9 protein-coding genes and 2 pseudogenes are annotated in these 13,750 nt (G+C 67.9%); 10 read left to right on the plus strand and 1 reads right to left on the minus strand.

Annotation, left to right across the window (positions count from 1 at the left end; genetic code table 11):
- Nucleotides 1-4 precede the first annotated feature (4 nt).
- The 3 genes and pseudogenes from mobA to AU185_RS25525 form a co-directional block, all read left to right on the plus strand.
- Nucleotides 5-595, plus strand: a complete 591-nt coding sequence (gene mobA / locus AU185_RS06170; RefSeq protein WP_082683764.1) for a molybdenum cofactor guanylyltransferase — start codon at nucleotides 5-7, stop codon at nucleotides 593-595.
- 1,118 nt (nucleotides 596-1,713) lie between these two features.
- Nucleotides 1,714-1,938: pseudogene (locus tag AU185_RS06175) on the plus strand (transglycosylase family protein); the annotation flags it as partial.
- Nucleotides 1,939-2,262: 324 nt separating this feature from the next.
- Nucleotides 2,263-2,493: pseudogene (locus AU185_RS25525) on the plus strand (transglycosylase family protein); the annotation flags it as partial.
- 174 nt (nucleotides 2,494-2,667) lie between these two features.
- On the opposite strand, the gene AU185_RS06185 reads toward AU185_RS25525, so the two are convergent.
- Nucleotides 2,668-3,834, minus strand: a complete 1,167-nt coding sequence (locus AU185_RS06185) for an FAD-dependent oxidoreductase (protein ID WP_059102375.1) — start codon at nucleotides 3,832-3,834, stop codon at nucleotides 2,668-2,670.
- Between the two features lie 74 nt (nucleotides 3,835-3,908).
- On the opposite strand from AU185_RS06185, the gene AU185_RS06190 reads away from it, so the two are divergent.
- From AU185_RS06190 to AU185_RS06220, 7 genes are all read left to right on the plus strand, one after another.
- Nucleotides 3,909-5,939: a S9 family peptidase gene (locus AU185_RS06190; RefSeq protein WP_059102376.1), complete on the plus strand. Its 2,031-nt coding sequence runs from the start codon at nucleotides 3,909-3,911 to the stop codon at nucleotides 5,937-5,939.
- A 339-nt stretch (nucleotides 5,940-6,278) separates the two neighbouring features.
- The gene (locus AU185_RS06195) at nucleotides 6,279-7,097 is read left to right on the plus strand and encodes a hypothetical protein (protein WP_156425421.1); all 819 of its coding nucleotides are present in this window, start codon (nucleotides 6,279-6,281) and stop codon (nucleotides 7,095-7,097) included.
- Between the two features lie 95 nt (nucleotides 7,098-7,192).
- Nucleotides 7,193-8,449, plus strand: a complete 1,257-nt coding sequence (locus AU185_RS06200) for a saccharopine dehydrogenase family protein (RefSeq protein ID WP_059102378.1) — start codon at nucleotides 7,193-7,195, stop codon at nucleotides 8,447-8,449.
- A gap of 103 nt (nucleotides 8,450-8,552) precedes the next feature.
- Nucleotides 8,553-9,173 carry a DUF937 domain-containing protein gene (locus AU185_RS06205; protein WP_059102379.1) on the plus strand — a complete coding sequence of 207 codons (621 nt, stop codon included), beginning with the start codon at nucleotides 8,553-8,555 and terminating at the stop codon, nucleotides 9,171-9,173.
- Nucleotides 9,174-9,225: 52 nt separating this feature from the next.
- On the plus strand, nucleotides 9,226-11,904 hold the full coding sequence (locus AU185_RS06210; protein WP_197413468.1) for a valine--tRNA ligase: 2,679 nt from the start codon (nucleotides 9,226-9,228) through the stop codon (nucleotides 11,902-11,904).
- Nucleotides 11,901-13,322: a bifunctional tetrahydrofolate synthase/dihydrofolate synthase gene (gene folC, locus AU185_RS06215; protein ID WP_059102380.1), complete on the plus strand. Its 1,422-nt coding sequence runs from the start codon at nucleotides 11,901-11,903 to the stop codon at nucleotides 13,320-13,322. The genes AU185_RS06210 and folC overlap by 4 nt, the downstream gene beginning before the upstream one ends.
- A gap of 83 nt (nucleotides 13,323-13,405) precedes the next feature.
- The gene (locus AU185_RS06220; RefSeq protein WP_082683772.1) at nucleotides 13,406-13,747 is read left to right on the plus strand and encodes a DUF4233 domain-containing protein; all 342 of its coding nucleotides are present in this window, start codon (nucleotides 13,406-13,408) and stop codon (nucleotides 13,745-13,747) included.
- The last annotated feature ends 3 nt before the right edge of the window (nucleotides 13,748-13,750 follow it).

Raw genomic sequence — 13,750 nt, forward strand, 5'->3', positions numbered from 1 at the left:
GGTCATGACGACCGACGTTCCGTTGGCCGCGGTGATCCTGGCGGGCGGGGCTTCCCGCCGCATGGGCCGCGACAAGGCCACGCTGCCGTACGAAGGAAGCACGCTCGTCGAGCGGATGGTCGACATTCTCAAGCCGCGCTGTGCGCCGGTCTTCGTCATCGCGGCGCCCGGGCAGGCGCTGCCCGCGCTCGACGCCGAGGTTTTGCGCGACGAGGTGCGTGGGGTGGGGCCGCTGTTGGCCACCGGGCGAGGGTTGCGGGCGGCCGCCGAGGCAGGGTCGGCCCTGGCGTTCGTCGCCGCGGTCGACATGCCGCTGCTGACCGTCGAACTGATCGACGAACTTGCCGGACCGGCTGAGCGTCTCGGCGCGGACGTGGTGCTTCCGTGGGACGGTCGCGACCATTACCTGGCCGGCGTCTACCGAACTGCACTGGCCGGCCGTGTCGCGGAGTTGGTGGCCGCAGGTGAGCGCAGCATGCGTGCACTGGTCGAGACAGTCGACACGCAGCGGATCGTGCTGCCCGAACAAGCGGCCCTGACCAACGTCAACACGGCCGCCGACCTCGCCGCGATGCGCGGCGAGAAAATCGCCTAGCAAATTCGAATTATAAATTGCGCATAATTCTGAAATTCCCATGCGGAATTCCCGGCAGTGAATTAGTCGGCCTGCAGCCGTGATATACCGCGCGTTTTGCGCATGGATACCGAGCGAATGAACTCAGCCGATGCCGACCGACGCCCTTCCGAATGCCTATGCCCGGCAAGGACTCTCAGGTAGGGCTTGAGCATCGCCGGGCCTAATTCAAGCGACCTGGGGCACGTTTTTCCGCGCTGACGGCCCCAAAAGGGATTCCGACGTCCCGCCTGCAGGCATCGGCGACCGTTCCGAACCTGGCGCCGCGGCGACGGGTGCGCTGTGCCGGCGGCTGAACCTCGGACATGTCCAGGTGAAACACACTGGCGGCCAGTGCAATTGCGGCTGACCGCGATTGACGCACAACGCTCTACGAACATGTTATTGCAAACGAGCGACATCGAGAGCACCTGAGGTGCATGACATTTCGATGATGTCGGTGGTGGGCAGGCCAGCGAACCGGTCTGCCAACACCGCCATTCAACAGCATGTCATTACGATTTGTGCGTTCGCACTGAACGTTTCGACCCATGTCAGCGGTGTCGTGAACGTGGTCCAGCTCACAAACAGCCCGTGAGATGGCTCACGCGCAGCCGCGGTAAGCGGTGCTCGGCAGCTTCGGCAAAGCCCGCTATGACCTGCGATAACGAAAAGGCGGCCGCGTCGTGATCAGTCCGTGATCTCCCCGCGACACGCTCGTCGCGAATATGACTTTCGCCGGATCGGTTTGTACGGTCCCAAACGGCTCTACCCGGAGCAAATAATTTCAAAACCACGAACCTGCGTGTGAGTGGGGCTGTCGGAGGCGTCGCGACCTCCATCGGCCACCGGCGCTGATGCCCGGTGAGGCTCTTCTGGCCTCCCGCTGTCGCACCTGACCGAGACGGTGCGGCCCAACTCCCTGCCTGGATGCCAGGCATGTCCACCCGTGCGCTTTGCGCGGGTGTGTTGGTGCGCGCGTGGCGAAAGGATTGACGTTGAAGAACATCCGCAAGACATTTGGCCTGGCGACCTTTGCCGGTGCGCTCGCGTTGGCGCCGATGGCACTGGCCACGGGCACTGCCAATGCGGACAGCGGTGTGGACTGGGACGCCATCGCGGCGTGCGAGTCGGGTGGCAACTGGTCCATCAACACCGGTAATGGCTACTACGGCGGCCTGCAGTTCACCATGGGGACCTGGCGGGCCAACGGCGGCAGCGGCTCTCCTCACAACGCGAGCCGTGAGGAGCAGATTCGCGTCGCCGAGAACGTGCTGCAGTCGCAGGGGATCGGCGCTTGGCCGTCCTGTGGCGGCAACGGCTGACCAGCCGATCGTCGACAAGAACAGGCGGTGCCGGGACCTCCCGGCACCGCCTCTTCTTTCTCAGAGGGCTCTTACACCAGATAAGTAACGATTAAAACTTTCGACCCTTCCGTAACACGTGACGTTCATCACCCGACAGACCGGATGACCGCAGCGGAGATCGAGGGGTTCTCAGATGCGGGCCTTGTGTCAAACGGTCGGGGAAGGACCGCAGTGATGAACATTCGTACCGCAGTAATCAAGGGCCTGTGGGCCACCGCGATCTCGGGAGCTCTCGCGGTCGTGCCGATGGCGCTGTCAGAGGCTTCGCTGGCCACCGCCAGCGCCGACTCGGTGAACTGGGACGCGATCGCCGAGTGCGAATCCGGCGGGAACTGGGGAATCAACACCGGCAACGGTCACTACGGTGGCCTGCAGTTCAAGCAGGCGACGTGGACTGCCAACGGTGGCGTCGGCAACCCGGCGACGGCGTCGCGCGCCGAGCAGATCCGCGTCGCAGAGAACGTCCTGCGGACCCAGGGGCTCAAGGCGTGGCCCAAGTGTGGCCCTCGCGGCGCGACACCCGCCGTGTGGACCAATCCGTCGGCGCCGACCGCACGGACCACGGCGGCCGCGTCGACCGGCTGCGCGGCGATGCCGTCCAGCGGCCTGTTCGGGTTCGTCAACCCGCGTCAGATGTGTTCGGCCCTGCTCAACCCGATCGGGACGCTCGCCCGCTGAACCGCGGGGTCAAGCCCCAGCCAGACCGCAGTCGGTCGGCAGGGTGAACGCCGACCGCGCCGCCACGGCGGCCAGGTGCCGGGCCACGAGCGTCTCGGGTCCCAGCACGGTCGCGCGGGCGGCCAGCTCGCTGAGCAACGGCGGCAGGTTCATCACACGGCCGATCAATCGCGACTCGCGCACCAGCGACCGGACCCGCGGACGGCGGAACGCCACGAACCGTGCGAATGCCGACGCGGTGTCCTCGTCGCCGTCGAGGAACCTCGCGAGGATCGCGGCGTCTTCCAGGCCTTGGCAGCCGCCCTGTCCGAGATGCGGCCGCATGGGATGCGCGGCGTCGCCGACCGCCACGACCGGACCCCGCGCCCACTGTCGCGCCTCGTCGCGGTCATACAGGTCATTGCGCAATACGGCGGTGGGCTCCGTGGTGGCCAGGATCTCGGGGATCGGCTGCGCCCAGGAGGCGAACCGCTCCCGGAGATAAGCCAACTCACCCTGCGGCGCGGTGTGTCCTTCGGGCAGACGTTCGGTGGCGAACCAATACGTGTTGTGCGCGCCGAGGGGCACGTGGCCGAACTCGACCGCGGGGCCGAGCGTCTCGCCGGCGAGATCGGGGTCGATTCGGCACTGCGCCACGCCGCGCCACGCCGTGTAGCCGACGTACCTGTTGCGCAGCGGCCCGTTGAGGTGGCGCGCCACCATCGAATGGGTCCCGTCCGCCCCGACGACCGCGTCGGCCTCCAGCACCGTGTTGTCCGCCAGCGTGACCCGCACCCCGTCGGCGGTCACCGCCAGCGCGTCCGCGGCCAGTCCGGCGCGCAGCGTGCCCTCGGGGAGCGCGGCCGCGAGTATCGAGGTCAACGCCGAACGCCGGATGACGACCAGCGGCTCGCCGAGCGCTGTGACGATGCGCGCCGGTGCGGGCCGTCGCAGCCAGGTGCCGTCCCGCCAGCGCGCTGCGCCCGCGGTCACGCTGCCACCGGCCTCGCGCACCGGGTCGCCGAGGCCGAGGTCGTCGAGTGCCGCCAACGCGTTCGGCCAGATGCTGATCCCGGCGCCCGACGACGCGTCGGTGCGCTCCTCGATCAACGTGACGTCGTGCCCGCGTTGTTGCAGCGCGACGGCGGTCGCCAGTCCGGCGATACCCGCGCCGATCACCACGATTCGCTTTGGCATTCGTCGAACGTAGCCTGTGCCGCGGTCGTGGCCGCTGCCACGGCTCGACCCGGTCGGTGTGCTACGAACGGGGGATGACCGCGACGACCCCTGGCGCCACGGCCTCCCCGTTCTCCACGCCCTTCGACGACCTCGACGAGTACGTCGCCCTGCCACGGGTGTCGGGGCTGGCGCTCTCACCCGACGGGTCTCGGCTCGTGACCACCGTCGCGGAACTCGACGACAAGAGAACCGAATACGTCAGCGCCGTATGGGAACTCGACCCGGCGGGTGTGCAACCGGCGCGCCGGTTGACGCGCGGGGCCAAGGGCGAGTCGGCGCCGGCCTTCGCCGCCGACGGCGATCTGCTGTTCGTCGCCGTGCGGCCGACGGCCGACGACGACAAGCCGCCTGCCGCGCTGTGGCGGCTACCGGCAGCAGGCGGCGAGGCGGTGGAGGCGCTCTCGCTGCCCGGTGGTGTCGAGGCGGTGCGCCCCGCCCGCGAGGCCGACGTCGCCGTGGTGCGGTCACCGCTGATGCCCTCCGCGCGCACCGTCGAAGACGACCGCCGGTTGCGGGATCTGCGCAAGGACAACAAGATCACCGCGATCCTGCACGCCGGCTATCCCATCCGGCACTGGGACTCCGATCTCGGGCCGGCAGAACCGCACCTGCTCGGCGTCGAGCTGGCCGGCGACCCCAACGGTGATCACGTGCGCGACCTGACCGCCGGCCCGGGAGGCGCGCTGCGCGACTCGGAGTTCGACGTCAGTTCTGACGGGCGCTTCCTTGTGACGACGTGGCAGCGGCCGGCGCCGGGAGCGTCTCGGCACTCGGTGCTCGTGCGTATCGACCTGGACAGTGGTGAGCGCACCGTGCTGGTGGACGAACTGGACGCGGACGTGTGGCGCCCTGCGGTGTCACCGGACGGTTCGACGGTCGTCTATCTTCGCGAGACGTTTTCCACACCCGAGACGGCGCCGCGAATCACGTTGGGCTGCCTGCGCTTCGGCGGTGAACCCGCCGTACTCGCGGCCGACTGGGATCGGTGGCCCGCATCGGCGACATGGTCGCGTGACGGCTCGACGGTGATCGTGACCGCCGATCAGAACGGTCGCTCGCCGGTGTTTCGCGTCGACGTCGCCGATGGCGCGGTGACGCAGGTGACGTTCGACGACTATTGCTACTCCGACGTCGTGACCGCACCGGATGGGGTGATGTTCGCGTTGCGAAGCTCATACGCCGCGCCGCCGCACCCCGTGCGCATCGATCCCGACGGCGCGGTCACCGAATTGCCCTGCGTGACGTTGCCGTCGCTGCCGGGCACGCTGAGCGAGCTCGAGGCGACGGCCGACGACGGCACCCGGCTGCGCTCGTGGCTGGTGCTACCCCCCGGCGACGGCGAGGCGCCGTTGCTGCTGTGGATTCACGGCGGCCCGCTGAGCAGCTGGAACGCCTGGTCATGGCGATGGAACCCGTGGCTGCTCGCCGCGCGGGGATACGCGGTGCTGCTGCCGGATCCCGGGCTGTCCACCGGGTACGGCCAGCGGTTCATCCAACGCGGCTGGGGAGCATGGGGCGGCGCCCCGTTCGACGACCTGATGGCGGCGACCGACGCGGCGTGCGCGCATCCCCGCATCGACGCCGACCGCACGGCGGCGATGGGCGGATCCTTCGGCGGCTACATGGCCAACTGGGTTGCCGGTCACACCGATAGGTTCGACGCGATCGTCACCCACGCCAGCCTCTGGGCGCTGGATCAGTTCGGCGCCACCACCGACTCGTCGTACTACTGGCTGCGTGAGATGACCCGGGAGATGGCACAGAACAACTCGCCGCACCACCATGTCGAGGAAATCCGCACGCCGATGCTGGTGATCCACGGCGACAAGGACTATCGCGTGCCGATCGGCGAAGCACTACGGCTGTGGTACGAGTTGCTGACCCACTCTGCGCTGCCCGCCGACGACGACGGCGACAGCCCGCACCGGTTCCTGTACTTCCCGTCGGAGAATCACTGGGTGCTCACCCCGCAACACGCCAAGATCTGGTATCAGGTGGTGACCGGGTTTTTGGCCCGCCACGTGCTGGGCGAGGACGTCGAGGTGCCCGAGACCCTCGGGTAGGCCGTCTTCGAGTTTCGTTTTTTGTCCAGCCCGAAGATAGTGGTTGGCAACGAGTTGCGGCTGTCCGCGCGTCAATATTCTGCCTGCGCAACGGATTCGACCTGCAAAGATGACACATCGGGCCGATGTGTGCACTGTGAGCGGTACGCCATCGTTCCACTACGTCGCAACTGAGCAGCGCCGCAAACGTAGGCCCCACAACGGAATTGGTTGCCGTTACGGTCGGGCGCCATGACGAAACACAACCCCAACAACTATGACCAGAGCCCGTACGAATCGATCACTCGCCCGGCGCCGTATGGCCGGTATGCCGGCCGACTCGGGGCGTTCGCAATCGCGATGGGCGTCGGGGCCGCCGTCGCCGCGACGCCATGGGTGGCATCCGCGGAACCCTCGGACACCGGTTCCGCCAAGGGGCCCGATGTCAGCGTCTCGACCAATGGCGAAACACGAGTGCAGAAAGGCACTGCGACTGCCACATCCGACGGGACAGGATCGGTAGCGATCGCGCACGGCGACGACAGCTCCGCCACCGCGGTCGGCGGTAACCGCAACAGGGCAATCGTCAACGGCGACAACAGCTCCGCAAGCACATCCAGGGATGGCGTCAGCTACGGCGACGGCAACACCGCACGCGTCGTCGGTGAGGACAGTAGTGCTCTGGCCGGTTTGGGTGATGGCAACACCGCGACGGTGAATGGCGATAGGGGAGTGGCCCAGGCTGGCTTGGGTGACGGCAACACCGCGACCGTGGTCGGCGACGACGGATTGGCCGTGGCCGGTGAAGGCGACGGAAACACCACCACCGTGATCGGCGATGGCAGCGCCGCCGGCGCCGGCGAAGGCGACAACAACACCGCCACCGTCAAGGGTGATGGAAGCAGTGCCGGCGTCGGCGATGGTGACAACAACACCGTCGCCGTCCACGGTGATGGAAGCACGGCCGGGGCCGGCGACGGCGACAACAACACCGCCATCACTCGCGGTGACGGCAGTGCGTCTGGGGCAGGTGAGGGCGACAACAACACCTCGACGGTGAATGGTGACGGCAGCGTTGCCAGCTCCGGCGACGGCGACAATAACACCGCCACCGTCAACGGCGATGGCCTCACCGCCGTTGCGACCGAGGGGGATGGCATCACCGTCGAAGCTCCGTGAGGTGCCTTGACCGAGGAACCTGTATCGGCCGGCGGCCCCGCTGATGTCGGGGCCGCCAGCCGCACCCATTCCCGCGTGTCGGTAGCGTCGCGCACATGAGCACATCGGAGCGGGAATTCGACATCGTCCTCTACGGCGCCACCGGATACGTCGGAAAGCTGACCGCTCAGTATCTGGCGAAGGCGGGTGCGAACGCGCGGGTCGCGCTGGCCGGCCGGTCACCCGACAAGCTGCTCGCGGTGCGCGAGACACTGGGCGAATCCGCACAATCCTGGGAGCTGATCGCGGCCGACGCGTCGCAGCCCTCGACATTGAGCGCAATGGCGGCACGGACGCAGGTGGTGGTGACGACCGTCGGCCCCTACGCGAAGTATGGGCTGCCGCTGGTGGGCGCGTGCGGGGCCGCGGGCACCGACTACGCCGACCTCACCGGTGAAGCGAACTTCGTTCGCGACAGCATCCGCCTGTACCACGAACAGGCGATCGACACGGGCGCCCGGATCGTGCACTCGTGTGGATTCGACTCCGTCCCTTCGGATCTCAGCGTGTTCGCGTTGTATCGGCAGGCGGAGAAGGACAATGCCGGCGAGCTGACCGACACCAACTTCGTCGTGCGGGAGTTCGTCGGCGGCGTCTCGGGCGGCACCCTGGCGTCGATAATGGAAGTGATGCGCGTTGCCTCGACCGACCCCGAGGTGAGGCGAGCGTTGGACGATCCGTACACCCTGTCACCCAATCGCAGTGCCGAACCTGAACTCGGCGCACAGCCCGACGTGCGGTGGCGGCGCGGCCGCGAGGTCGCGCCCGAGCTCGACGGGTACTGGCTCGGACCGTTCATCATGGCGCCGGTGAACACTAGGATCGTCCGACGCAGCAACGCTTTACTGGACTACGCGTACGGACGCCGGCTGGAGTACGGCGAGCAGCAGAGCGTGGGTCGCTCGGTGCTCGCGCCGGTGGCCGCGGCGCTGGCCGCCGGTGGCAACGCCGCAACGTTGGCGCTGGGCAACCGGTTCTTCGACAAGGTGCCGGACAAACTCGTCGAACGCATCATGCCGAAGCCGGGCACGGGGCCCAGCGAACAATCCCGCGAACAGGGCCACTACACCGTCGAGACGTACACCACCACGACCGCCGGCGCACGCTACCGGGCCACCATGGCGCAACAGGGCGACCCGGCATACAAGTCGACTTCGGTCATGCTGGGCGAGAGCGGGCTGGCCCTCGCGCTCGACAGGGATCGCCTCTCGGATCTGCGCGGTGTACTGACCCCGGCGTCGGCGATGGGCGACGCATTGTTGGCTCGATTCCCCGGGGCCGGAGTGATATTCGAGACCACCCGGCTCAACTGATCGGGACTACCCGAACCGCTGTCAATCACGATCCATTGCATTAGTGTCGTCACCGCGGTTGTGCAATTCCCGGCGACATCCCAGCAACGAAGGTGGACATGCAATGGCTGGACTCGACGAACTGTTCGCTCAAATTCCGGTGCAGGACATCGCGAAGAAGGTCGGCGCCGATGAAGGCGAAGTGAACAACGCGATTCGCACGCTGGTACCGGCGCTCGTCGGTGGTGTGGCGGAGAACGTCCAAGCCAACGAGATCGACTCCGGCGACCTCGAGTCAGCTGTTGCTCAGGAGGGCAGCAGCGACCTGCTTGACGGCGGGGTCAACGTCGACGCGGTCGACGCCAACCGAGGCGACCAGTACGTCGCGAAGATCTTCGGCGGCAACGACAGCAATGCGGTCGCGTCGGCGCTGGCCGGCGGCGGCGCAAGCAACAGCGACCTGATCCAGAAGCTGCTGCCGATCCTGGCCCCGATCGTGCTCGCATACATCGGCAAGCAACTGTCCGGCGGGACCACCCCGGCCCAGCCCCAGGCGCAGGAGCCCGCGGCGCAATCCGGCGGCGGCCTGGGCGACGTGCTGGGCAGCATCCTCGGTGGCGCCGGCGGCGCGGGCGGCGGGAACAATCCGCTCGGCAGCATTCTGGGCAGTGTGCTCGGCGGTGGCGGCGGCAAGGGTGGCGGACTCGGCGACATCCTCGGCGGGTTGCTCGGCGGCAAGAGGTAGGCAGTTCACACCGCGTGAGCTCGACCTCGCGCCGTCTCCCTAGAATTGCGGGGTGACCGCCAGCGCTCGTTCCGATTCCGGCACCTCGCCGGTGACCGCTCTGCCCAAGTCCTGGAACCCGGGCGAGGTGGAGAGCGACATCTACGAGGGCTGGGTCAGGGCCGGCTACTTCACCGCCGACGCGGCCAGCAGCAAGCCCGCCTACTCCATCGTGCTGCCCCCGCCGAACGTGACCGGCAATCTGCACATGGGGCACGCGCTGGACCACACGCTGATGGACGCGCTGTGCCGGCGCAAGCGGATGCAGGGCTACGAGGTGCTGTGGCTGCCGGGCATGGACCACGCCGGCATCGCCACCCAGACGGTCGTGGAGAAGCAACTCGCCGTCGACGGCAAGACCAAGGAGGATTTCGGCCGCGAGCTGTTCGTCGACAAGGTCTGGGACTGGAAGCGGGAATCCGGCGGCACGATCGGCGCACAGATGCGTCGCCTCGGCGACGGCGTGGACTGGAGCCGTGACCGGTTCACCATGGACGACGGCCTGTCGCGCGCGGTGCGCACCATCTTCAAGCGCCTCTACGACGCCGGCCTCATCTACCAGGCTGAGCGACTGGTCAACTGGTCGCCGGTGCTCGAGACCGCGATCTCCGACCTCGAGGTCAAATACGACGACATCGAGGGCGAGCTGGTGTCGTTCCGCTACGGCTCACTCAACGATGACGAACCGCACATCGTGGTCGCCACCACCCGCGTCGAGACAATGCTGGGCGACACCGCGATCGCCGTGCACCCCGACGACGAGCGCTACCGCGACCTGGTCGGCAAGACGCTGCCACACCCGTTCATCGACCGCGAGATCGTGATCGTCGCCGACGAGCACGTCGACCCCGAATTCGGCACCGGCGCGGTCAAAGTCACCCCCGCGCACGACCCGAACGACTTCGAGATCGGCCTGCGGCATGCGCTGCCGATGCCGTCGATCATGGACACCAAGGGCCGAATCACCGGCACCGAAACGGAATTCGACGGCCAGGACCGCTTCGAGGCGCGCGTCAAGGTGCGCGAAGCGCTGGCGCGTGAGGGCCGTATCGTCGCCGAGAAGAGGCCGTACGTGCACAGCGTCGGGCACTCCGAGCGCAGTGGTGAGCCGATCGAGCCCCGGCTGTCGTTGCAGTGGTGGGTCAAGGTCGACGCGCTGGCCAAGGCGGCCGGCGACGCGGTTCGCAACGGCGACACCGTGATCCACCCGTCCAGCCTCGAACCGCGCTGGTTCGCGTGGGTTGACAACATGCACGACTGGTGCATCTCCCGGCAGTTGTGGTGGGGCCACCGCATCCCGATCTGGCACGGACCCAACGGCGAGACGGTGTGCGTCGGCCCGGACGAGACACCGCCGCAGGGCTGGGAGCAGGACCCCGACGTGCTCGACACCTGGTTCAGCTCGGCGCTGTGGCCGTTCTCCACGATGGGGTGGCCCGAGCACACCGCCGACCTCGCCAAGTTCTATCCGACCACCGTCCTGGTGACCGGCTACGACATCCTGTTCTTCTGGGTGGCGCGGATGATGATGTTCGGAACATTCGTGTCCGACGATCGGGCGATCACGCTGAACGGTCAGCGTGGCCCGCAGGTCCCGTTCCAGAACGTCTTCCTGCACGGCCTGATCCGCGACGAGCACGGCCGCAAGATGAGCAAGTCGCGCGGCAACGGCATCGACCCTCTGGACTGGGTGGAGCTCTTCGGCGCCGACGCGTTGCGGTTCACGTTGGCGCGGGGCGCCAGCCCCGGCGGCGACCTCTCCATCGGTGAGGACCACGCCCGCGCGTCGCGCAACTTCGCCACCAAGCTGTTCAACGCGACCCGCTTCGCTCTGATGAACGGCGCCGCGCCCGCACCGCTGCCGGACGTCGGCGAACTGACCGACGCCGACCGGTGGATCCTCGGCCGAATGGAACAGGTTCGCGCCGAGGTGGATTCGGCGTTCGAGGCGTACGAGTTCAACCGCGCATGTGAGTCGCTCTACCACTTCGCCTGGGACGAGTTCTGCGACTGGTACGTGGAGCTGGCCAAGGTGCAGCTAGCGTCCCAGCAAGAAAGCAGTGTCGGCCACACGACCGCGGTGTTGGCGGCCGTGCTCGACACCCTGCTCAAGCTGCTGCATCCGGTGATGCCGTTCGTCACCGAGGTGCTGTGGAAGACCCTGACCGGGGGTGAGTCGCTGGTGATCGCCGACTGGCCGACGCCTTCCGGTTTCGAGCTGGATTCGGTTGCCGGGCAGCGGATCGACGATATGCAGAAGCTGATCACCGAGGTGCGTCGCTTCCGCAGCGACCAGGGCCTGGGCGACCGGCAGAAGGTGCCGGCGCGGTTGTCCGACATCGCCGGCGCGGACCTGCGGGCACAGGTGCCCGCGGTCCGGTCGCTTGCCTGGCTGACCGCCGACGGCGATGGATTCCACCCGACCGCAGCAATCGAGGTGCGGCTGTCCCGCGGCACCGTGACCGTCGAAGTGGACACGTCGGGCACGGTGGACCTGGCCGCCGAGCGGCGTCGGCTCGAGAAGGATCTGGCGGGCGCGCAAAAGGAATTGGCCAGCACCACAGGCAAACTCGGAAACGAGGCGTTCCTCGCCAAGGCGCCCGCCGACGTCGTCGAGAAGATCCGCGACCGTCAGCAGCTGGCGCGGGAAGAGGTCGACCGCATCACGGCTCGGCTGGCCGGCCTCCCATGACTGAGCCGGTTCCGACGCCGGACGAAATCGCAGCGCTTCTCCAGGTCGAGCACCTGCTCGACCAGCGCTGGCCCGAAACCAAACTCGAGCCGAGCACGACCCGCATCTCGGCGCTGCTGGAACTGCTCGGCTCGCCGCAGCGTGGCTACCCATCCATCCACATCGCGGGCACCAACGGCAAGACCTCGGTGGCACGGATGGTCGACGCCCTGCTGACCGCGCTGCACCGTCGCACCGGGCGGACCACCAGCCCGCACCTGCAGTCCGCCGTCGAGCGGATCTCGATCGACGGCAAGCCGATCAGCCCGGCGCTGTATGTGCAGACCTACCGCGAGATCGAACCGTTCGTGCAACTGGTCGATCAGCAGTCCGAAGCGGGGCTCCTCGGGGGGGAGGGCCCGCCATTGAGCAAGTTCGAAGTGGTGACCGCGATGGCGTTCGCCGCGTTCGCCGACGCGCCGATCGACGTCGCCGTCGTCGAGGTGGGCCTCGGTGGGCGCTGGGACGCGACGAACGTCGTCAACGCGCCCGTCGCGGTCATCACCCCGATCGGGGTGGACCATGCCGAATACCTCGGCGACACCATCGCCGAGATCGCCGCGGAGAAGGCCGGAATCATCACCAAGCAGGACGACGACCTCGTTCCGACCGACACTGTTGCGGTGATCGGCCGTCAGGCGCCCGAAGCGATGGAGGTGCTGTTGGCCCAGGTGGTGCGCGCGGATGCGGCCGTCGCACGTGAGGACTCCGAGTTCGCGGTGCTGGGCAGGCAGGTCGCGGTCGGCGGGCAGCTGCTCGAATTGCAGGGACTCGGCGGCCGCTACTCCGACATCTTCCTGCCGCTGCACGGCGAACACCAGGCGCACAACGCAGTGCTGGCGCTGGCGGCCGTCGAGGCGTTCTTCGGCGCCGGCGCAGAACGCCAACTCGACGTGGACGCGGTCCGGGCGGGCTTCGCCGCGGTGACCAGTCCGGGGCGACTGGAGCGGATGCGCAGCGCACCAACGGTTTTCATTGATGCCGCCCATAATCCGGCGGGTGCTGCGGCGCTGGCGCAGGCGCTGCAGGAGGAGTTCGACTTCCGCTTCCTCGTCGGCGTCGTTTCGGTGATGGGCGACAAGGACGTCGACGGCATCCTGGCAGCGCTGGAGCCGGCGTTCGACCAGATCGTCATCACCCACAACGGATCCCCCCGCGCGCTCGACGTCGAGGCGCTGGCGGTGCGGGCCGAGGAGAGGTTCGGCCCCGAACGGGTGGTCACCGCCGCCACGCTGCCCGACGCGATCGAGACCGCCACCGCGATCGTCGAGGATGCCAGTGACGAGGGCGAACTGTTCGGCGGCGCCGGGATGGTGATCACCGGCTCGGTGGTCACCGCCGGAGCGGCGCGCACGCTGTTCGGAAAGGACCCGCAGTGACCGACCCTGCGCCCCAGCCGCAACCCGATCCCGATGCCGCCGGCTCCGCGGCTCCGGACCCGTGGCGGAGCTTCCGTGGCGTGATGGCGGGCACGCTGATACTGGAAGCCATCGTGGTGCTGCTGGCACTGCCGGTGGTCGGACGGGTCGGCGGCGGCCTGACCGTGGTCAGCGGCGGCTACCTCGTCGGGCTGGCGGTGGTGTTGGTGCTGCTGGCCGGTGTGCAGGGCAGACCATGGGCCATCTGGGTGAACCTGTTCATGCAGGTGGTGCTGATCGCCGGCGTCGTCGTGCACGGCGCGATCGGCTTCATCGGTGTCGTGTTCCTGGTGGTCTGGCTCGTGATCGCCTATCTGCGCGCCGAGGTGCTGCGCAGGCAGAAGCGTGGCCTTCTGCCGGGACAGCAGCAGCGTCCTCCCGAGTAGTGT

The sequence above is a fragment of the Mycobacterium sp. GA-0227b genome (assembly GCF_001499855.1).
Lineage (GTDB): Bacteria > Actinomycetota > Actinomycetes > Mycobacteriales > Mycobacteriaceae > Mycobacterium.

Bases quoted from the DNA above. Each gene is read 5' to 3' on its own strand.
- folC (WP_059102380.1), top strand. From the start codon at position 11,901: ATGACTGAGCCGGTTCCGACGCCGGACGAAATCGCAGCGCTTCTCCAG.
- AU185_RS06200 (WP_059102378.1), top strand. From the start codon at position 7,193: ATGAGCACATCGGAGCGGGAATTCGACATCGTCCTCTACGGCGCCACC.
- AU185_RS06205 (WP_059102379.1), top strand. From the start codon at position 8,553: ATGGCTGGACTCGACGAACTGTTCGCTCAAATTCCGGTGCAGGACATC.
- mobA (WP_082683764.1), top strand. From the start codon at position 5: ATGACGACCGACGTTCCGTTGGCCGCGGTGATCCTGGCGGGCGGGGCT.
- AU185_RS06185 (WP_059102375.1), bottom strand. From the start codon at position 3,834: ATGCCAAAGCGAATCGTGGTGATCGGCGCGGGTATCGCCGGACTGGCG.
- AU185_RS06220 (WP_082683772.1), top strand. From the start codon at position 13,406: ATGGCGGGCACGCTGATACTGGAAGCCATCGTGGTGCTGCTGGCACTG.
- AU185_RS06190 (WP_059102376.1), top strand. From the start codon at position 3,909: ATGACCGCGACGACCCCTGGCGCCACGGCCTCCCCGTTCTCCACGCCC.
- AU185_RS06195 (WP_156425421.1), top strand. From the start codon at position 6,279: ATGGGCGTCGGGGCCGCCGTCGCCGCGACGCCATGGGTGGCATCCGCG.